This window comes from Microcoleus sp. Pol12A5, assembly GCF_036701435.1.
GTDB lineage: Bacteria > Cyanobacteriota > Cyanobacteriia > Cyanobacteriales > Microcoleaceae > Microcoleus.
On sequence record NZ_JAUBQU010000038.1, the window covers coordinates 13,730 to 34,548 of the forward strand.

The 20,819-nt window shown below is 44.2% G+C and carries 14 protein-coding genes and 1 pseudogene; 8 read left to right on the forward strand and 7 right to left on the reverse strand.

From position 1 onward, the window contains the following. Positions 1-19 precede the first annotated feature (19 nt). Positions 20-706: a PEP-CTERM sorting domain-containing protein gene (locus QUA45_RS12800; protein WP_333097691.1), complete on the reverse strand. Its 687-nt coding sequence runs from the start codon at positions 704-706 to the stop codon at positions 20-22. 187 nt (positions 707-893) lie between these two features. Continuing rightward, positions 894-1,019, reverse strand: a complete 126-nt coding sequence (locus QUA45_RS12805) for a hypothetical protein (protein WP_333097689.1) — start codon at positions 1,017-1,019, stop codon at positions 894-896. Between the two features lie 193 nt (positions 1,020-1,212). Between QUA45_RS12805 and QUA45_RS12810 the strand changes: the two genes are divergently transcribed. Continuing rightward, positions 1,213-2,265: a Gfo/Idh/MocA family oxidoreductase gene (locus tag QUA45_RS12810; protein WP_333097687.1), complete on the forward strand. Its 1,053-nt coding sequence runs from the start codon at positions 1,213-1,215 to the stop codon at positions 2,263-2,265. Between the two features lie 282 nt (positions 2,266-2,547). Here QUA45_RS12810 and QUA45_RS12815 read toward each other — a convergent pair whose 3' ends face one another. Continuing rightward, positions 2,548-3,534 carry a GDSL-type esterase/lipase family protein gene (locus tag QUA45_RS12815; protein WP_333097685.1) on the reverse strand — a complete coding sequence of 329 codons (987 nt, stop codon included), beginning with the start codon at positions 3,532-3,534 and terminating at the stop codon, positions 2,548-2,550. A gap of 401 nt (positions 3,535-3,935) precedes the next feature. Between QUA45_RS12815 and btpA the strand changes: the two genes are divergently transcribed. From btpA to QUA45_RS12835, 4 genes are all read left to right on the forward strand, one after another. Then, positions 3,936-4,823, forward strand: a complete 888-nt coding sequence (btpA, locus tag QUA45_RS12820) for a photosystem I biogenesis protein BtpA (protein WP_333078231.1) — start codon at positions 3,936-3,938, stop codon at positions 4,821-4,823. A gap of 182 nt (positions 4,824-5,005) precedes the next feature. Then, positions 5,006-5,929 (forward strand): vitamin K epoxide reductase family protein, encoded by a 924-nt coding sequence (locus tag QUA45_RS12825; protein WP_333097683.1) that lies wholly within the window; start codon positions 5,006-5,008, stop codon positions 5,927-5,929. Between the two features lie 517 nt (positions 5,930-6,446). Continuing rightward, positions 6,447-8,582: a CHASE2 domain-containing protein gene (locus QUA45_RS12830; protein ID WP_445305309.1), complete on the forward strand. Its 2,136-nt coding sequence runs from the start codon at positions 6,447-6,449 to the stop codon at positions 8,580-8,582. A gap of 470 nt (positions 8,583-9,052) precedes the next feature. Then, complete coding sequence (locus QUA45_RS12835) at positions 9,053-9,313, forward strand: hypothetical protein (RefSeq protein ID WP_333220958.1); 261 nt, start codon at positions 9,053-9,055, stop codon at positions 9,311-9,313. A gap of 21 nt (positions 9,314-9,334) precedes the next feature. On the opposite strand, the gene nadB is transcribed toward QUA45_RS12835, so the two are convergent. The 4 genes from nadB to QUA45_RS29180 all read right to left on the reverse strand — a co-directional run bounded on the left by nadB (position 9,335) and on the right by QUA45_RS29180 (position 13,972). Continuing rightward, entirely contained in the window at positions 9,335-10,987 is a 1,653-nt protein-coding gene (nadB, locus tag QUA45_RS12840) for an L-aspartate oxidase (RefSeq protein ID WP_333220960.1), read from the reverse strand. Positions 10,988-11,299: 312 nt separating this feature from the next. Next, a complete protein-coding gene (gene psbU / locus QUA45_RS12845) occupies positions 11,300-11,734 on the reverse strand; it encodes a photosystem II complex extrinsic protein PsbU (protein WP_333220962.1) in 435 nt (144 codons plus the stop codon). A 252-nt stretch (positions 11,735-11,986) separates the two neighbouring features. After that, positions 11,987-12,946 carry an adenylate/guanylate cyclase domain-containing protein gene (locus QUA45_RS12850; protein ID WP_333079327.1) on the reverse strand — a complete coding sequence of 320 codons (960 nt, stop codon included), beginning with the start codon at positions 12,944-12,946 and terminating at the stop codon, positions 11,987-11,989. 597 nt (positions 12,947-13,543) lie between these two features. After that, the gene (locus QUA45_RS29180; protein WP_445305310.1) at positions 13,544-13,972 is read right to left on the reverse strand and encodes a zinc ribbon domain-containing protein; all 429 of its coding nucleotides are present in this window, start codon (positions 13,970-13,972) and stop codon (positions 13,544-13,546) included. Positions 13,973-14,919: 947 nt separating this feature from the next. On the opposite strand from QUA45_RS29180, the pseudogene QUA45_RS12855 reads away from it, so the two are divergent. From QUA45_RS12855 to QUA45_RS12865, 3 genes and pseudogenes are all read left to right on the forward strand, one after another. Next, positions 14,920-16,281: pseudogene (locus QUA45_RS12855) on the forward strand (non-ribosomal peptide synthetase); the annotation flags it as partial. Then, positions 16,261-17,784 (forward strand): thioester reductase domain-containing protein, encoded by a 1,524-nt coding sequence (locus tag QUA45_RS12860; RefSeq protein ID WP_333220981.1) that lies wholly within the window; start codon positions 16,261-16,263, stop codon positions 17,782-17,784. The pseudogene QUA45_RS12855 and the gene QUA45_RS12860, both read left to right, overlap by 21 nt. Positions 17,785-17,963: 179 nt before the next feature. Beyond that, on the forward strand, positions 17,964-20,810 hold the full coding sequence (locus QUA45_RS12865) for an ATP-binding protein (protein WP_333220964.1): 2,847 nt from the start codon (positions 17,964-17,966) through the stop codon (positions 20,808-20,810). Positions 20,811-20,819 lie beyond the last annotated feature (9 nt).

The following is a 20,819-nucleotide window of genomic DNA, read 5'->3' on the forward strand; positions in this document are numbered from 1 at the left end:
GTTGAGGTGCGATCGCACCTCAAGCTGCCATTTTTTTCTTGTGTTTTAACCAGCTTAAACCTGCCAATGCTAAAGCTGTACTCCCAACGGTGAGAGGTTCGGGAACTGGTTCGGGTTCGGTATTCACTAGGGTGTAATAAACATCGGCAGAGTCTATCTTCTGTCTGTGTTCCTCTGAAATACCGTTGCTGCGGCTAATAGATACCTCCTTAAACCCCTGGAACCAAGATGGCCCAATAATACTAATACCCCTATAATGCTGCACGTACATTTCCATATACGCAAATGCCCTGCCGCTATACTCAATACGATCGGGTCCTCCTAGTTGGTCTGGAGGAACTATTAATTCTCTTGTCGCTGAGTCATAGCCGCCTCCTGTGATTCCGTGAAAAACCCCTTCATAAAATATAGCTATAGCCCCTGCCAAATTGTAGTATTCTTTGCGTTCTTCAAAAAAAGGCTCAAGAATAAAAGGAGTGTTTAATCTTCCCTCGCTTACAGCAATTTCTTGATATCCTCTTTCTGCGCTAACCGAGGAGTAATTCACCTTGAAAAAACCACTACCTCCACCCTCGTCCACTTGAAAATTGTAGGTAAGTACGGCGGCTTGTGTTTTGTCAACTCCTACCAATGAGAGGGCTGAAAACAAACTTAAAATTGTGCTAGCGATCGCACTTCCTAATCTGGGCCTTTGTTTTTGAATCATTGTTTTTTATTAAGCTTTACGTAAGTCTAGTTTATTTGAGTGAACCGTCGCCCGTAATTATCCGCATTCTTAAACTAAATTTTTTTGAATTCAAAGATTGCAAAATGTAAATAACCGAACTAATACGGATGCATCCTCTGTTCTGTTTGTATAATTTATGACTTTTACTATTACTTTTGAACATAAACTAGAAAAATGTTTTATCGTCATAGCCAAATATTCCGACGGGTTTGTGTTCTGGTGATGCAGCAGGCGATCGTCCCAATGCCAATACATATTTAATATATTTTGTCAATACGCAATGTCCAGACATTTGACCCCTGTATTCTGCCCTTGTGTATGACTAGCTTCTGCTTAATTGCCTGATGCGATAATCGCAACTGAACTTAGAAATTCTTCACAAATAGTTTGACTGTGGTACTATCTGGATGGCTGTGAGTAGCTGAGGGAAGCCAAGGGGCTTGATTCCTGTGGTGGTGGAGGAGAATCCAGGAGTGCTAGATAGGATGTCATTGGGATACGCAAACGTTTTCGCCCAGCGAAGTCAACTCGAACCCCTCCGCATTGGGGTGATTGGGGTTGGCAATATGGGCCAGCATCACACGCGAGTTCTGAGCTTGCTAAAAGATATCGAACTCGTGGGTGTTGCAGATATAAATGTAGAGCGGGGAATAGATGTAGCAAGCAAATACCGGGTTCGCTTCTTTGAAGACTACCGAGATTTGCTCGCCCACGTAGATGCAGTTTGCGTCGCCGTTCCAACTCGCCTGCATCACCCTGTGGGGATGTCTTGTCTCCAAGCGGGTGTTCACGTTTTAATTGAAAAGCCGATCGCGGCTAGCATTGCCGAAGCCGAATCTTTGGTAAACGCGGCTGCTGAGGCCCACCGGATTTTACAAGTGGGTCACATCGAGCGCTTCAATCCAGCTTTTCAGGAACTCGGCAAAGTGCTGAAAACTGAAGAGTTACTGGCATTGGAAGCTCACCGGATGAGTCCCTATTCCCAGCGGGCTAACGACGTATCGGTTGTTTTGGATTTAATGATCCACGACATCGACTTGCTTTTGGAATTGGCAGATTCCCAAGTGGTGAAGCTGACAGCCAGTGGCAGCAGAGCCTCAGATTCAGGTTATTTAGACTACGTGACAGCGACGTTGAACTTTGCTAACGGCATTGTCGCCACTCTGACTGCCAGTAAGGTGACGCACCGCAAACTCCGTTCAATCGTGGCTCACTGCAAGAATTCTCTGACAGAGGCAGATTTTCTCAACAACGAAATCTTGATTCACCGACAAACAACCGCCAATTACGTGACGGATTACGGTCAGGTGCTTTACCGTCAAGATGGGTTGATCGAGAAAGTTTACACCAGCAATATTGAACCGCTCCACGCAGAATTGGAGCATTTTATTAATTGCGTGCGGGGTGGAAATCAGCCTTCTGTAGGAGGAGAACAAGCTCTCAAAGCTCTGCGGCTTGCGAGTTCGATCGAGCAAATGGCTCTCGACGGTCAAGCTTGGTATCCGAAAGAGCTAGAGTCTACTTTGCAAGTTAGCTAAATCGAGACAAATCGTGTCGTTTCCGGGTGCTTTTACAGTTTGGGTTTGTTGTTCGTTGAAGAGGGTAACTGTTCCCATGCAACCGGATTCGATGTCAGTCGATTTGAGATTGGACAATTCGGCGTGAGAAGTTCGGCGAGTGCGAGCGTCGAGTTGCCCTCAGTCGAACGATTTTATATCTTAGATTGACTCTGCAGATAAATCTGGGGGCTTCAACTAAGGTTTCAAATTTTTTGCTCTCGACAACAGAAGTCGTGGGCAAGTATCCGTTTTTAGGTGAAGTCACGATTTATGCCAAAAAAGAGCGACTATTTGACGACTGATGGTTTTGCTAACTAGCTGATTTCCTTGAGGACTGAGGTGAATGCTGTCTCGATACAAAGTTGGAAATTCGGCCGCACAATTGAAAATGGAAAGAAAATCTATGTAAGTAATTTTCTCTGTTTCTACGAGTTCGGCGAGACGCGCTCTAGCATTGACTTCCCAGTCGCGAGGGCCCGGGCCGCCGAGTTCGCCACGCTTGGGCGTGACGGCTAGCAAAAACTCGATGTTGGCGGATACAGCTATTTTCTGGATTTGCCGAATAGCCTCTAAGTTGGAGCCTACTACATCGCCGCTTGTGGCTCCGGGTACTGCCAATTGGCGAGTCGGCGCCGCAGGGAGCAGGTAGCGGCTCAATAACTCTAGCGTAGCCGATCGGGGTTTGCGATCCGGGTAAGATCGATCGCGCCCCACAACCAGAGAACAGGGAGCCGACGCAAACAAATCGTCCGTATTGAGCAGCAAAACCAAAGCCTTTGCCCCAAAAATACCGAACCGCTTGGCGTAAGCAAGTTGATTCCTCGGTCCCCAAGAATTGGCTGAGGCGTTTAAAACTTCAAAATCTGAATAGTTGACTTGTGGATCTAATTGTGTATGGTTCGCCAGATTCTGTACTAGCAGTCTCAAATTCCGAGCCATAATTTCCGAGATCGTATCTGTCTGATGTGTCCACCAACCGCCGTTGGCGACAGAATCTCCCAACAGCAAGAGGCGCAGAGTTTCTGGAGGGGCTATCGGGGCGATCGCTCCACTACGCATCGAATACTCGTTAATCTCAATCCGGTTGCCCAAGCGACGCACCTTCTGGTTAGGCGCCAACAAATAGCCGCACTCGGCATCGGCAATGTAAATCAAGGGATTGCCAAAACCCAGCAGCACCCGCAGCAGCACTTCGATTGCTGCTGCGGGTGCTGCGGTGACAGCCAAAATTATGAGAACAACTTCCACCACTTAACCTCGATATAGAAGGAAAAACCCCTGCCGAAACCAAGGTATAAAAAAGAATGCAACAGCAGTCAAGCTCTCAACCCCGATTGTAGTCAGTAGATTTTAGATTAAAGATTAAAGTATTGACTCCACAGATGAATCTGGGAAATCTCCCTAAAATCTAAACTTTTTTTGCTTTCGAGGACTCGTGCCTTGAAGCAAGTATCCCTCTTGGAGTGAGGTAAGTAGGTTGTCCTTGTAAAAACTAAAATCTAAAATCTAAAATGTTATGCCGTCGGGCTTTGAGCAACTTGGCAACCCGATTAAGTCAACCGGATCGCCCTCGTGGATATAGAATTCTAGAATATACCGTCAAAATCCGCCGTCAGCCGTCAGTGAACTTGGTGGTTTCAGGAAAATCCGTGGACTTAAAACAAATATTCAAAACGCCGAATCCCATAATCGGTGTCGTACATTTACAGCCTTTGCCAACTTCTCCCCGCTGGGGCGGAAACCTCAAAGCTATTATCGGAAGAGCCGAGCAAGAGGCTACAGCGCTGGCTTCTGGTGGCGCAAACGGTATCATAGTCGAGAACTTTTTCGACGCTCCTTTTGCTAAAGACAGCGTAGATCCGGCTGTTGTAAGTGCCATGACTCTGGTAGTTGAGAGGCTAACAAATCTCGTGACGCTGCCGATCGGCGTTAACGTACTGCGAAACGACGCCCAAAGCGCGATCGCCATCGCCTCCTGCACAGGAGCTCAATTCATCCGCGTCAACGTCCTCAACGGCATCATGGCTACAGACCAAGGCTTAATTGAAGGCCAAGCTCACCAGCTACTGCGCTACCGCCGGGAATTGGGCAGCGATGTCAAAATATTAGCAGACGTGTTAGTCAAGCACGGGCGCCCCCTAGGCAGCCCCAACTTGACCACAGCCGTTCAAGAGACGATCGGGCGCGCTTTAGCCGACGCCGTGATCCTTTCCGGCTGGACAACTGGCAGCCCTCCCAATCTCGAAGACTTAGAACTCGCGAGTGCAGCAGCGGCGGGAATTCCAGTTTTCATCGGCAGCGGCGCCTCCTGGGAAAACATTTCCACCCTCATGCAGGCCGCTGACGGCGTAATCGTATCGAGTTCCCTGAAGCGAAACGGCCGCATCGAGCAGCCCATCGATCCGATCCGCGTCAGTCAGTTTGTAGAAGCCGCCCGCCGCAGCTTGTCACAGAAAGAGCGCGAACAGGAAAACAGAGACGCTAATGGCTCAAGAGGGCCCACACCGGAACCGGGCAAACTTACAAGTAAAACGTAAAATGGGAATTGTTGACTGTTGACTGTTGGCAGTAGTCATTTGGCAGTTGGCAGTAGTCAGTAGTCATCAGTTATCGGTCATTAGTTAACAATTAACAGTCATTAGTCAACAGTCATTAGAACAGTCAACAGTCAACAGTCAACAGTCAAAAATTCCCAATTCCCAAATTACCAAATCAAAAAATGATTCGCCGACGTTCAACCCCTTGGATTCATCGCTGGTCTAGGACTCTGATGGCAGCGATCGCAGCCATAGGCGTCGTAGAAACGGCCTATCTCACGATCGCTAAATTCACGACTGGCTCGGTCATTTGTCCCACCAGCGGCTGCGACAAAGTTCTCAACAGTCCCTACGCTACAGTCTTTGGTACAGTGCCTTTAAGTTTGTTAGGCTGTCTGGCTTACCTGAGCATAGCAATCCTGGCATGGGCTCCCAAAGCTGTAAATCCCGACACCAAGAAAGGACTGCACTCTCAACTAGAAAACAAAACTTGGCAAGCGCTATTTATCATCACCGCTGCGATGGTAATTTTCAGCAGCTATTTGGTGTATTTGATGGCTTTTGAAATTCAGGAACTGTGCATTTACTGCATCACTTCTGCCTTATTTTCGCTGTCGCTGTTTGTGCTGGTGCTAGTCGGGCGCGAGTGGGAAGATATCGGACAGTTGGTGTTTACAGGCATTTTGGTGGCAATGGTGAGTTCGATCGGTGCCTTGGCACTTTATAACAGCGTCAACTCACCTGCTCCTACTGTCTCTACCCCCGGAATTTTACCCCCTGCAGTCACTACAACCTCCGGCCCTGCAGAAATTGCTTTGGCCCGCCACCTCCGACAAATTGGCGCTAAAGAGTACGGCGCTTATTGGTGTCCCCACTGCCACGACCAAAAAATGCTGTTCGGCCAAGAAGCAGCCAAAATAATTGATTATTTTGAATGTGATCCCAGGGGGCAAAATTCCCGTGCTGAAATTTGCCAAGCTGCTGCTGCGAATGTTAAAGGTTTCCCGACATGGGAGATTAATGGTCAGTTTTATTCGGGGACGCAATCTTTGAATAAACTCGCTGATTTATCTGGTTACACCGGCCCGCGCAACTTTCAAAACTAACAGGAAATTTGGAGATTTTAGATGACAGATTTTAGATTGATGGGCAAGAAATATCCTAGTTTTTAACTCTGTTTATTTTTGGCTCGTGCTGCGAAATTAATCTAAAATTTGCCATCTATGTATAATCAATAAAAATATAGTAAAAATTAGTGAAAACAAAAAAATCAACCAGTTGTGGGTTTCTGGTATTTAGATCGGTAAATAACTACTAAAAATTTTACATAAAAATGCAAGAAACCGGGTTTCTGCTTCCAGAATGATTTTTGAAATGACATATTTTGGTTGTAAAACCCGGTTTCTGCTCTTGGAGTCCGATCGCACCGAAAAACCAAAAAATTGGATAATCTAAAATCTAAAATCGACTCGCCCGCACCGAAAAACCAAAAAATTGGATAATCTAAAATCTAAAATCTAAAATCGACTCGCCCGCACCGAAAAACTAAAAAATTGGATAATCTAAAATCTAAAATCTAAAATCGACTAGGAGATGTAAAACCTATAGTTAGTAGTAGTTTAGATGCTCACAGGGCGAGGCCCAAATCCCCAAAATATGCTAAAAACTATCAAAAAATGGGTCGATAGAGAACGCCGAGTATTGATTACTGCAAGTGCCGTTGCTAGTACGGTCATTGTAATGCGCTGGTTCGGATTTTTTCAGGTGTGGGAATGGGCTGCTTTCGACCACTTTGTGCGCTGGCGGCCGGCCGAACCCATTGACTCGCGCATCGTCATTGTAGAAATTAAGGAGGCTGACTTGCAAAAATACGGCTACCCAATTTCGGATGCTGTCTTGGCCCAACTGCTGCAAAAATTGCACGCTGGCAAGCCGCGGGCGATCGGCCTCGACGTTTACCGAGATTTGCCAACTCAACCGGGTAACGCAGACTTGCTCAAAACTTTTAAAACTATTCCCAACTTAATCGGCATTGAGTTGATGCCAGACGAAACCAGGCTCGGAGTTCGCCCGCCTCCGGTACTTGACAAGCTCGATCGAATTGGTTTCAACAATGTTGTGATCGACGCTGACTCAAAAGTGCGGCGAACTTTGCTCTATGCTTGGCCCGGAGACGGCAAAACTCATCAAAGTTTCGCACTCCGACTGGCTTTGCTTTACCTCAAAAGCGAAGGAATTTCTCCTCAACCAGCAAGAATCAATCCTAAATACTTGCAGTTAGGCAAGGGGGTTTTTCGGTCTTTTCAACCGAATGATGGTGCTTACGTTCGATCGGACAGCCGTGGCTATCAAATTTTGACCAACCTGCGCGGCCCGCGAGGCAGTTTTCGCACTGCATCGATGAGTGATTTGCTCTCTGGCACAGTACCTGCGGATTTTGTACGATCGCGCGTTGTCTTGATCGGCTCAAATGCCCCCAGCCTCAGAGACTTTTACCAAAATGCTTACAGTTCCGGTTGGTTTGGTCCTCCCCAACAAATACCGGGAGTCGAGCTTCAGGCTCATTTCTTGAGCCAAATTTTGAGTGCGGCCCTCGACGGGCGCGGGGGTATCAATGTCTGGCCAGAGGCTGCAGAGTTGCTGTGGATTTTACTGTGGTCTTGGGCTGGAGCAAAGGTGAGTTGGAATTTGCGATCGGTTGGTCGATCGGCTTACTGTTTATTAAGTATCTGTCTAGGCCTGAGTACGACTTTATACTTAGTATTCTTAGCAGGTTGGTGGCTACCGTTAATTCCTCCAATCCTCAGTCTTGTGGGTTCTGGCGCAGCGGTTGTGGGTTATCTGGCTCACTTGCAAGAAGAATTAAAACGGTCTAAAGAATTTTTACAATCGCTAATCGATACAATTCCAGACCCCATTTTTGTCAAAGATCGAACTCACCGCTGCGTAGTTTTGAATCAGGCATATTGTCGGTTTATTGGCTATCCTTTAGAAATTTTAACTTGCCGAACCGATTACGATTTATTTCCCCACGCCGAAGCCGAGATATTTTGGCAGCAAAACGAATTAGTATTTCAAAATCATCAGCCGCGAGAAAATGAAGAATATTTTACTGACGCTCACGGAATTACGCATTTGATTGCGACTAAAAGATCCCTACATAAAGATGCTGCAGGCAACCTATTTTTAGTCGGAGCAATTAGAGATATTACCGAGCGCCAACTTCGGGCAAATGCCCTCGAACAAAAAAATGCTGAGCTCAGCCACCAAGCTTATCACGATGCTCTTACCGGCTTGCCCAACCGCCAAATGTTCTACGAATGCTTGCATAAGGCTCTAGAAATAGCCTCCAGCACTCAGGAATTGGTAGCTTTACTCTTTTTAGATTTAGATGGCTTTAAGTCAATCAACGACACTCTTGGACACAATGTGGGCGATTTACTCTTAAAAACAGTTGCCAGTCGGCTCAAAAAATGCTTGCGTGGCAGCGATACAATCTCGCGGTTGGGCGGCGATGAGTTCACAGTCATTTTGCCTGCAATTCCCGGTCGAGAAGAAGCTGCGAAAGTAGCGGAAAAAATTTGCGACGCCATCATGCAGCCTTTTATTTTAGAAGAACATACAATTTCTGTAACTACAAGTATTGGCATTAGTTTATATCCCATTGACGGTCAAGAGCCCGAAATTTTAGTCAAGAATGCCGATGTTGCGATGTATCGTGCTAAGGAACGCGGGAAAAATCAATATCACTTTTCTTAATTAAGAGCCATTAAAAACCTAATGCACCAGTAGGTAAATTTCCCACACTTTGCTTTATAAGTCATTTGTAAATATTCAACCTTTTATCTAAAATCTCAATTATTTTAGACAAAATTTGAGCCATTTTTAGATATTAAACCCTAATAGGGTCGTGAGGGGGATATTATTTTAAACGTCCCCTATGTAGCTAACTTAAAAATAATAGCTCGATTCTTAAACTGTAAGGCCTCTAGGCTTTTTGAAACCGTTCAAGAAAAGGTCCAAATTAGTGAAACCTCAAATCTCAACTCACTTAATTTAAAATCCTCTAATTTGTCATCTGCCATTAGATATACTTAGCAAAATATAAAACTTATGAAAGTTAATTAAAGTAAATGTAAAGATATCAGTGGAAATACGGAAATTGATAGATATAATAGGTGGTATAGACGTGGATCTATTGCGGTGATTTGAATAAGGGTGTGAATACTATGCGTACTTTGATTCAGCTTACAACAACGGCAACCCTGGCGGCCTGCCTGCAAGTGAATATAGTCGGCACCGCAAATGCGGCTCGACTTGCCAGCAACTCAACTAGCAATTTCACAAAAGCCCCTAGTACGGGCGAGAACCCAACGCCATCGACCCCCAGAGTTTGGACAGTTACACCAACCTCTAGCTTGGCAAATCCCCAACAATACGAACCACCCCCGAACGGGAGCCCCGAAAGTGACGGTACGGGAACGCGCTGACCCCACATTTTCAATAAATTTTCAATCTTCTATTCGCGGAGATTTGTACCAATTGGATTGGTTAATTAAAGTATGGCTGCACCAATCCGGATCGGTGAGGGGATAGTCCACTCGGTAATGACCGCCACGACTTTCGGTGCGAAACGCAGCACTTTTGACAATTAAATAGCCAATATCCAATAAATTCCCCACTTCTCCCCAATTTCGCAAAATCGAGCTATTCTCCGCCTCAGCAGGGGAAAAATCAATAATTTGTCCGGGCTGTAAATTGTCAAGCGTTTGACTCAAAGGCAATGAAGCAAATTCTTGCCGCCAAATCTCAAGTTGGACGATCGCACTTTCCAAATCGCGTTGTCCCCGGCAAATTCCCGCACTCTGCCACACCAAATTCGGCAATTCGACTCGCAACTTTTCGATCGCCTCAATGTCCTGTTCAGAAATCGATTTTTCCCAGATTTCCCCCGCCTCGAACCGATCGGCGAATGCATCGGGCCTTCCACCTTCTAGCTGCAAAAGTCCCATCTGCGCCCCAAAAACCAGACATTCCAGCAGCGAATTGCTCGCCAACCGATTAGCGCCGTGTACCCCCGTGCTCGCAGTTTCTCCCACCGCGTACAAACCCGGAATCGAAGTTTGGTTAAACTTGTCAGCGACAATCCCTCCCATCCAGTAATGGGCAGCGGGCGTCACCGGCACCGGTTCGGAAAAAATATCAATTCCCCAATCAGCGCACACTTGAATAATATTGGGAAACCTGTAGCGCAGTCGATCGACCGCAATCGGCCGCAAATCCAGCCAAACATGAGGTTCCCCCGTCTTCTGCAAGTGGCGGAAAATAGCGCGGCTGACAACATCTCGAGGGGCGAGTTCCCCGCTGGGGTGAGAGTCAAAAGCAAAGCGATATCCCTTACTGTCAACCAAATGAGCTCCTTCTCCCCGCACCGCTTCGCTAATGAGAAACCGAGGCGCGCCCACTTTGCTGAGTGCCGTCGGGTGAAACTGCACAAATTCTAAATCTCGCAGCAGCGCCCCGGCGCGCCAAGCAATTGCTACCCCGTCCCCGGTACTTACCGACGGATTGGTCGTTTGAGCAAAAACCTGTCCGCCGCCGCCTGTTGCCAGCACTACGGCTTGGGCCTGCAGCCACTTGACTTGTGAGCCGCAAATCGAGCTAATCCCCTGACAGCGCCCGGTTTCGTCTAGCCACAGACTCAAAGCAAAGGCAGGGGATACGAGTTGAATGTTTTTGCGGCTCAATACTTTTGCTGTCAGCGTACTGATAACGGCTTTGCCTGTAGTGTCGGCGGCGTGGAGAACTCGGCGGCGGGAGTGGGCTGCTTCTAGGGTGAGGGCTAAATCTGGGCCGGTGCGATCGAATGCAACGCCCATTTTCACTAGGGAGTCAATACAGGCTGAAGCTTCCTCAACTAAAAATTTCACCGCATCCAAATCGCAAAGACCGGCTCCCGCAGCCAGTGTATCCTGAACGTGCAGTGCTGCGGAATCTTCAGGGGCGATCGCTGCGGCAATCCCTCCTTGAGCCCAATCGCTGGCAGAAACAGGTAGGGTATTTTTATTGATCAAGCCCACCTGCAAATGCTCTGGCAGGCAAAGTGCTGTGTACAAACCCGCCGCGCCAGCACCTATTACCAATACGTCAAATTTGTCAGTCATAAGTCTGCCGCCAGTCAATTTTAGATTTTAGATTTTAGATTTTAGATTTTAGAATTGAATCTACAGATGAATCTGGGGACTGCAACTAATGTCAGTCAAGGGATTGTAGATTTTAGATTTTAGATTTTAGATAAATCTGGGGAGCCCGCTTATTTCAATCTAGGGAATTTGGGTCGGCTTTTGCCGAATGATGGTTGAAAGTAAGTGTTCAGAAATTAAAGGCAGAAGTCATCAGCCTGTAGAAAAAATTTTTTCTTTCTGCCGAATGCCTTCTGCCAAATGACTTCTGCTTCAAATGAGACCCGCTGCTACCTAGTCGTAGAGACCATTATTCAACCGGTTGTCTCCTTCAATAAAGACTGATTCAACATCAGTTACGGTGAATTTGTCCATGTTAGCTTGCAGCACTTTTTTCTGAGCATCCGTCAAGTCTGAAATATTGAGTACGTCCTCAACCTTTTCGTAAGGAGCATTCTTAATAATTAGTCGAGCTAAAGTGGGATACAACCCTCGAAATTCCCGAAAGTCCCGGACGGCGCTGTTGTTCAAATCAAGTTTTTTGCCGTATTCTGTGGCAAGCTTCTCATCGGCGCGATTGGTTCTAGCCGGAGCTTCAACAGCTAGGAGCGAGGATGATGGCAAGACGATGCGGCTTAATGACGCCGCGATCGCGCTTTGGTCTCCAGCCCATGCAAAGCAGCCCAGCACTAAGCCCAATACTGCCAATAGACGACCCAATCGTTTCATGAAGTTTTGTCTCCCAATTTCATACACAGCATTTATGTAGAGACTACCATTTTGCTTATGCAGTTTTTCAGATAAATCCGCAATAGGTAGAGGGATGTTATAAACTTTACATCTGGGTCTTGACAAATATGAATATATATGATAATGGTCGAGTTTTAAGCATCCCAGGCAAATTTATAAAAGGCAGTCCAAATTAAAAACTCGAACTACCATTTTCAACGGTTAATTTTTGCCCTGCACCCCATTTTCTAGCTATCGAGAACTCTTTCCTTTCCTTTTGAGAAAAGCGTTCAAGTCAGCATAAGTACCAGCGTAAGTCAGGCTGGGAGTGTCGTAACCCTTCAAAGCCACGGTGTGCGGCTCGAAAGCGCCCTCTGCCCCCAATTGCGTCAGGTATTTGTAGGTCGTTTCTCCCACAGCGATATCCTTGCCGAGTTGCTTAGTGCAAGATTCAAGGCGAAATGCTGCGTTTACAGTATCTCCCAAGGCGGTATAGTCCGATCGGTCGCTGCTGCCAGAATTTCCCACCATTGCATAACCAGTATTGATTCCGGCCCCGACTCGCAAAGGAAAAGGTAGGGGGTAACGGCTGCTGAGTTCATCTGTTGCCTTGTGCAATTCGCTCAAAGCTTGGCAAATCCGCATCATTTCCTCGCTGCTAACACCGCTGGTTTTGTGGAACCAGACGGCCATGATGGCATCGCCGATGTATTTGTCCACCCAACTGCCATGTTCGCGAATAATCTGTCCTGCTTTGCGGAACCAATTGCCGATGACTTCTGAAAGGAGGGTTTCGTCTAGCTGTCTAGTCAAAACTGTAAAGTCTCGGATGTCCATTACCATGACGCTAATCAGGCTACGCACCGTCAAAGTCGCCGTAAAATCTTCAGAGTCTGTCTCGTGTATTGGATCGTGTCGGTGTCCGGCGGTTGGGTTGTAGAAGTCCAATTCGGTTTGACCGAAAATAATCCGATCGCCATTTCTGAGAGTTACAGGAATACTGACCCGCCGCCCGTTGACAAACGAACCATTGCGGCTGCCCAAGTCGATCAGGTAGAACTCTCCTGTCTCCATCTGCTGTAACATCGCGTGATTACGGGAAATCCAGCGATCTGTCAGTACAAAATTATTGTCATCGCTCCGCCCTACTGTCCAGCAATTGCTGCCGGAGAGCGGCAAGTAGCGATTGCCGCCTTCTGTGCGAAGTACCATATGTGGATTGGGTTGCACTCGTCACAACAGTCCTAGAAACGACACAAAATTAACCGATTTGAGATTTGAGACTTCAGATTTTAGATTTTTTAGTCCATCGTCGATGCACCTAGCCCCTGCAGGATTTCAGAACCATAAATTCGATCGAGCGAGCGAAGGTATTTATGATTCGATCTACCGAAGCAGACAGTAAAAACATACTGTCTACCAAGATTGTACCTGATAATACTGCCTGCCCCAGAGCGGAGACAACTTTTATTTATTTTGATGGACCATAAAAAAGTGGGAAAATGGCTCTCTGACTAGGCTGCTAGCGTGTAAACACAAGTCCGAAATCTTGCCACACTATTCCTGAAACCCAAGTTTCGCATGAATCTCAGAAAGGAAGCTTATTTTCATGAATTTTAAGTTATTGATTCGGCCAAACGAGAAATCAAGATTTTAGGAAACAGGGTTTCTGCAATATGGGTCAGCGATCCACTTGTCTGTATAAGGTAGAGCTAGGCGTGGGGTAGGGGGGTGAGCTGGTATGCAGCTCCAGAGTTCTGTGCACTACTCCCTCTGGTGTAAGCTTCCAATTTCAACCGGAACAGCCACTCATACCGAAGATTTCCTTCCAAACGTCGAACTTCCATTCCGTTCATGGGCAGTAGTGCTAGTTCCTAACGCTAATAATCCCAGCTCTTCATCGCCAATAATGATAGCAGAATTCACATCTCTATCGTGCTTAATTTTGCAGTTGGAACAAGTCCAGCTACGTACTTCCAACGGAAGGCTACCCACCTGATTCAGACCTACGTGGCAACTCTTACTCGATGGTGCAAAAAAACTACCAGTCTCTAGGTAATTTTTACCGTCTCTTTCAGCCTTGTATTTCAACGTTCCGGTCAAAATTGACCAGCAGCAATCGCTACTTTTTTGGGATAGAATTTTATTTAACCAATTTATTAACTGCCAGCTTTTCAACAACGATGACTTGGTTTTCCTGCACCAATTTTGGAGATATTTTTTCCGGTCATTACTCACGAGCGTTTGCCTTTTTTTTGTGAGTAATGACCGCTAAACTGGCTGTATTGCGAGGATTTTAATCTTGATGTTTGCGAAATAGTTTATACTGCTTACGGTTTATATTTTTAGAAATTATGGTTTATTGTAGTAAAAACAACCCCCAGCTTTCCTAGAAAATGGAGGAATTTATCACCACCAAAAATTTGTACTTTTTGTGGGGTACTGAATTGATTGGTCTGCCTTGACTAGAAATTCGGGAAAGATGCCCGTCCTTCAAAGAAGCTGATGAATGCTGTGCATAGGTTTAGTGAACTCAAATGATGTAGTTTTGGGTGACAGGGCAATCGCATATGGTAAATAGCAATTTGTGAAGCCAAACTGAGCTAGCGGGGTAACAAGTAAGCTGGAAAACTTGCCAGGCAATGGTTTGAGGGAACCGTGTCTGAGCGCTGATATTTTTTACTGTGCATTGTGCGATCGTAATCATCGTCATTCTTCCTGGGAGTAATAATCATTCTAAACCAACTATTATTCTCAGTATTTTTACTTAAAAATCGGAGATTAATTTACCGCCATCAACTCGAAATAACCGATGTGACAGTTGAGTGTGCGGAAGGGAATTATAAATTTACCTAAATTTTCCTTTTATTCCGGATGAACATAGTTAGGTCTAGTAAATTATGTAAACCTCTACCACGACCAAAAGTTTGGTGTCATTGATGACTGGCTTTGCAAGCACAATAAAAACGGTAAAGCACCAGCAATGGCTACCTAATCAATGCTTAAAAGCCTACAGAGCGTCGTGAGCTAGGTTCGTCACAACTTATTTATCAAGGTTTGTAATGAGAACCCACGAAAACTTCTGCATTCATAAGTTAGTAGAATTCCAAGTAAGGCAAACACCCAATGCTATTGCTGCTATTTTTAAAGCCGAGAAAATAACTTATCAATAATTAAATAATAAATCCAATCAATTAGCACATTATCTGAAAAGCTTAGGGGTTAATTCAGAGACGCTTATTGGAGTATGCGTTGATCGATCGCTGAATATGTTAATCGGACTTCTGGGAGTCTTAAAAGCCGGTAGTGCTTACGTCCCTCTTGACCCAACTTATCCCGAAGACCGATTAGCTTTTATGTTGGAAGACTCCCAGCTTCCGATACTAATTACCCAAACCCATCTTCTCAGCTCCCTACCTAAAAGAAATGGTATGCGAGTGGTATGTTTAGACTCAGATTGGCAAGAAATTGAGCAATTCAGCCCAGATAATTTAGATAGCGAAGTCACGCCAGATAATTTAGCCTATACAATATATACATCTGGTTCAACTGGTAAACCAAAAGGCGTGCAAATTATTCATGCTGCTGTAGTCAATCTTCTTCTCTCGATGAAAGCAGAACCAGGATTGACAGAACAAGATGTACTACTAGCAGTCACTACGATATCTTTTGATATTGCTGTTTTAGAACTTTTCTTACCGTTAATAGTTGGTGCTCGCGTTGTGATTGTTAGTCGCGCAGTCGCCATCGATCCAATGAAGTTATCTAAAACCATCACTGAATCGGGCGCTACAGTCATGCAGGCAACCCCTGCAACCTGGAAAATGCTATTAGCCGTTAATTGGCAAGGCGATCGCAATTTAAAAATTCTTTGTGGAGGAGAACCTCTCAATCGACACTTAGCTAATCAATTGCTAGAGCGAAGTTCCTCCCTTTGGAATATGTACGGCCCGACTGAGACAACTATTTGGTCAACCATTCATCAAGTAGAAGCAGGTGAGGAAACTATACCAATTGGTCGCCCCATTTTAAATACTCAAATCTATCTGTTCAAGTATCCACGCCATTCTCACAACGATAATCTTGAGCTTGTTACTGACGGATCTGAGGGAGAGATTTACATTGGTGGTATGGGAATAGCAAGAGGTTATCTTAACCGTGCAGAGATAAATCAGGAAAGGTTTATTGATGATACTTTTAACAATGAACCGGGTGGTCGTCTTTATAAGACAGGTGACTTAGCTCGTTATCTTCCAGACGGTAATATTGCGATTATTGGGCGCAGTGATTACCAAGTCAAAATTCAGGGACACCGAATTGAATTAAAAGATGTTGAAGCAGCATGCTTCGACAATCCTGCGGTAAAGGATGTGGTAGTTGTTGTTAGTAATAATGCTCATGAACACGATTACTTAGTTGCTTATGTGGTGTTGAATTCACCAGAATTAAAGCAGAGTTCAGCAGCCTTTCGAGCAATGCTCAAAGAAAAATTGCCTGAGTACATGATTCCTGCGCTTGTGGTCTTTATGGATGCTTTGCCATTAACACCTAATTGTAAAATAGATCGGCAAGCACTACCGGCACCAACTCTTGATAATGTTGAAAAATTTGTTGCTCCACGCACGAAAATAGAGAAACAATTGGTTGAAATTTGGGCCTCTGTTTTAGGAGTGCAAATTGGCATACATCAAAACTTTTTTGAGTCAGGCGGAAATTCATTACGCGCCGCCTTATTACTAAATCGAGTATCGCAAGCTTTCCCAGTGGAATTATCTTTAGATTGCCTGTTCAAATCTCCGACAGTTGCTGGGTTAGGTGAAGTAATTGAGGCTGTGCAGTCGGCGGGGTCTACGGCGATTTTTGAAACAAATATAGCTGACTTATCGGCTGATGCAGTCTTAGATGAAACTATTCACCCATTGACAATTACCAGATTCAGACCGAAGCACATTTTCTTGACAGGGGCAACGGGTTTTGTTGGTGCTTTTCTATTGCATGAATTGTTGCTGCATAATCCCCAAGCGACTATTTATTGTTTAGTTCGTGCTGATAATTTGGAATTCGCAACCTCTCGACTGTGTAGCACTCTGCAAAATTACGAAATTTGGGAAGAAGACTTTAGTAGGAGAATTATCCCCATAATTGGAGATTTATCCAAGCCATTCTTGGGACTATCGACACCAAATTTTAGTGAATTAGCAGATGTCGTTGATGTGATTTATCACTGTGGTGCTTATGTCAATTTGGTTTATCCCTACACTGCGTTACGGGATGCCAATGTGGGCGGGACAAAGGAGATATTGCGTCTAGCCACCATGACTAAAATTACACCTGTCCCCTATATTTCTACTCTGGATGTCTTTCAAGCATCGAACTATGATGGTATCAAAGTAATTGCCGAAACAGATGATTTACTTAGTGCTGAAGGATATTCCGATGGTTATGCTCAAAGTAAATGGGTGGCTGAAAAATTAGTTATGGCTGCCCGCGATCGCGGTTTACCAGTTTCCATCTATCGCTTGGGAATGGTGACAGGTCATAGCAAAACAGGTGCTTTTCAACTGAGTAATACGATTTGTTTGATAATCAAGGGCTTGATTCAATTAGGGTATGGCCCTGAATTAGATATCAAGATGAGTCTCGCTCCTGTGGATTATATAGTTCAGGCGATTCGGTATTTATCGCATCAACCAGAGTCTCTTAACAAGACATTTCATGTCTTAAGCCCCCATGTATTACCAATGAACGAACTTATCTTGAATCTTAACACCCTTGGTTATGCCCTCCCTTCTATTCCTTACCCGCAGTGGCAGGCAAAACTACTCAATATGTCTCCAGACAATGCTTTAACTCCGATGGCTTCTCTATTTGTCAAAAAAATATCTCATAGCCAAAAAACTTTTATCGAGACAACATCTTTTGTCTATCAAAAGTTTGACGACCGCAACACTCAGGATGGACTGGTCGGTACTGATATTCTCTGTCCTCCCATTAATGAGTCCGTATTAAATGCTTATTTATCCTATTTCCATCGTCAAGGTTTTCTGTGATATAGTAAAACCAAATAATGATGGATCTAAATATTGTATAGTAGTGAGCAGTGCGTACCCCATTCAGGGGGTAAAATACAGGGCAATTACTACAAAAAGCTCAGTATTAATTAAAAATTATTAGAGAATAACAAAGAAAATAGTCGGTTAACAGAGTTTGATTTAACTTTACTAAAAAAATGAAAATAAATTTGTTTTCCACATTAAAATCATCTGACTCTATCATCTCCCAAACTCGTAACAAAAAAAATCGCTCCCAAGAATCCCTGACCAAACAAACACTCTTGAAGATAGCTTTTGGCATGGGGATGGTTGTTGTCGCATCCACCGCTATTAGCTATTTCCAAATAATCTCACGGATTACTGCTAATTCACTCACGCAGTTAGAGCAATACATGGAATTACGCTCTAAACGCGAAAGAGCAATATTTACCTTAGCTGAAGATAACCATAAGTTGCTTAAACAAGCTTTATTAGAGCAACTAAAAGCAGAAGTATATCGCGACCCAAAAGCTGAATTCGATCACAACTTTGTCAAATATCCAGATGGCTCAATTCGCAATCGCCCTGAACTATTTCAAATCGACAAGACTGGGGGATTGTTCCTCGGTAAAAATGTTAATGTTGATACTGAGATGCAGCGACGAATAGTTGCTTTATATAAAACAATAAATGCTTGTGGCCCAGCATGGCGCAATCGCTTTGCTAACACCTATACGCAAATTCCTGAGAATGGTATGATCATGTATATGCACCAGTATCCCTGGTCGCTAAAACCACCTTCTAGTGAATCGTTTCGCGTCACAGATGATGAGTCATTCCAAATTACCCGCCCTATCTACGATCCAGAACGCAAAACAGTCTGGACAGGCATATATTACGACCAAGTAGCTGTAGCTTGGATGGCATCCTGTGTGACACCATTAGATGTGGATGGCAAGCATATTGCTACAATCGGGCATGATATTTTAATAGAGGATTTGCAGAAACGGACTATTAATGAAGGACTCAAAGGCACATACAACATGATTTTTCGAGCCGATGGGCGGCTAGTAGCTCACCCAGAACTTATGCAAAGTATTCAAAAGGGAAATGGACAATTCTCCATCGCCCAATCAGGAGATGCTCATCTGCGGCGAATTTATGAATTAGTCACGACTCATAAACAGAAAAATATGATTATTGACAATCCTGACTATGATGAATACTTGGGTGTTACTAAAATTGATGAGCCAAATTGGTACTGGGTCACAGTTTTCCCCAAATCTCTGCTAACCCAAGAAGCCTTAGCTACTGCTCGCATGATTCTAGTGCTAGGGCTAAGTGCATTACTGATTGAAATTATTATTGTATTCTTAATTTTAAGGCGAGAAATTTCTACACCACTCAATAAATTAATGGCGGCAACTGAGAGTATTGCTGCTGGCAATCTTGATGTTCAAGTTAATGTAAACCGCCAAAATGAATTGGGTCGTTTGGGATATTTATTTAACAAAATGGCTCAGCAAGTCCGCGAATCTTTTGCCGCGCTTGCGAAAACCAATGAGGAATTGGAACTGCGAGTTGAAGACAGAACTGTAGAGCTTAAACACGCGAAAGAAATTGCCGATACTGCTAACCGTGCTAAGAGCGAGTTTCTAGCTAATATGAGCCACGAACTACGGACACCTCTCAATGGTATCTTAGGATATGCCCAAATTCTCCAGCGATCGAAACACATAGTTGAGTCCGATCAAAAAGGAATTAATATTATTAACCAATGTGGCTCCCACCTACTGACTCTGATTAACGATATCCTTGATTTTTCTAAAATCGAGGCCCAGAAAATGGAAATATATGCGACAGATTTTCATTTTCCCGCTTTTCTGCAAGCAGTGGTTGAAATTTGTCGGATCAGGGCAGATCAAAAGGGAATTGATTTTATCTATACCATCGAAGGTAAACTCCCAGTTGGGATTTTTGCGGATGAAAAACGATTGCGACAGGTATTGATTAACTTATTAGGCAATGCTATTAAGTTTACGGAACAAGGTAGTGTGAAATTGATAATTACTTCAAAACTCTTGGAAGATGAGGTCAGGCAACTACCTTTGTATCGAATTATATTCCAAGTTGAAGATACGGGAATTGGGATATCAAGCGATCATGTTAAAAATATCTTTTTGCCCTTTGAGCAGTCGGGTAGTATAAAGAAGCAATCAGAAGGGACTGGACTAGGATTAGCTATCAGCAAAAAAATTGTTGATATGATGGGAAGTACCTTGCAAGTTGAAAGTGAATTAGGAAAAGGTAGTGTTTTCTGGTTTGAGATAGATTTACCCGAAGCTAAGGAATGGGCAAAAAATTCTAAAAGTTCTGAGCAGGGTGTTATTATTGGTTTAAAGGGCGATAAGCCAAAAGTTCTAGTAGTAGATGATCATTGGGAAAACCGTTCGGTTATTGTCAATTTACTCAGCCCTATTGGCTTTATACTTTTTGAGGCTGAAAATGGTCAAGAAGGACTGGATAAAATTGCTGAGGTTCAGCCCAATCTGGTTATTACAGATATTGTTATGCCGATTATGGATGGCTATGAAATGGTTAAAAGTTTGCGTAAATTAGCATCATCGGCTAATTTATCAGTTATCGTGTCTTCAGCCAGTGTATTTGAGTCAGATCTCCAAAAAAGTATAGAGATTGGAGCTAATGAATTTTTGCCCAAACCTATCGAAGCTGATAGCCTGTTAAATACGATCAAATCTCTCCTGAAATTAGAATGGATATATGAAGATAAATTACAACCGCAAAGCACAAGAGAATTGACAAAACAAGTGGTTGAGATTGTGCCACCTTCGCAGGATGACTTGCTAATCTTGTATAATCTTAGTCGTAAGGGATTAATTAACGATTTACTACAAGAGTTGACGAGGATTGAACTGATAGACAAGGAGTTTATCCCTTTTATTCAAAATCTGCGCGAATTTGCTAAAGCTTTTAAGCTTAAACAGGTGCGAACTTACATAGAGCAATTCCTAAATACTCCCTAGCCCAAAATT

Coding starts and splice junctions, on each gene's coding strand:
- QUA45_RS12800 (WP_333097691.1), bottom strand. CDS start 706: ATGATTCAAAAACAAAGGCCCAGATTAGGAAGTGCGATCGCTAGCACA.
- QUA45_RS12805 (WP_333097689.1), bottom strand. CDS start 1,019: ATGTCTGGACATTGCGTATTGACAAAATATATTAAATATGTATTGGCA.
- QUA45_RS12810 (WP_333097687.1), top strand. CDS start 1,213: ATGTCATTGGGATACGCAAACGTTTTCGCCCAGCGAAGTCAACTCGAA.
- QUA45_RS12825 (WP_333097683.1), top strand. CDS start 5,006: ATGATTCGCCGACGTTCAACCCCTTGGATTCATCGCTGGTCTAGGACT.
- QUA45_RS12830 (WP_445305309.1), top strand. CDS start 6,447: ATGCTCACAGGGCGAGGCCCAAATCCCCAAAATATGCTAAAAACTATC.
- QUA45_RS12835 (WP_333220958.1), top strand. CDS start 9,053: ATGCGTACTTTGATTCAGCTTACAACAACGGCAACCCTGGCGGCCTGC.
- nadB (WP_333220960.1), bottom strand. CDS start 10,987: ATGACTGACAAATTTGACGTATTGGTAATAGGTGCTGGCGCGGCGGGT.
- psbU (WP_333220962.1), bottom strand. CDS start 11,734: ATGAAACGATTGGGTCGTCTATTGGCAGTATTGGGCTTAGTGCTGGGC.
- QUA45_RS12850 (WP_333079327.1), bottom strand. CDS start 12,946: ATGGTACTTCGCACAGAAGGCGGCAATCGCTACTTGCCGCTCTCCGGC.
- QUA45_RS12860 (WP_333220981.1), top strand. CDS start 16,261: ATGGATGCTTTGCCATTAACACCTAATTGTAAAATAGATCGGCAAGCA.
- QUA45_RS12865 (WP_333220964.1), top strand. CDS start 17,964: ATGAAAATAAATTTGTTTTCCACATTAAAATCATCTGACTCTATCATC.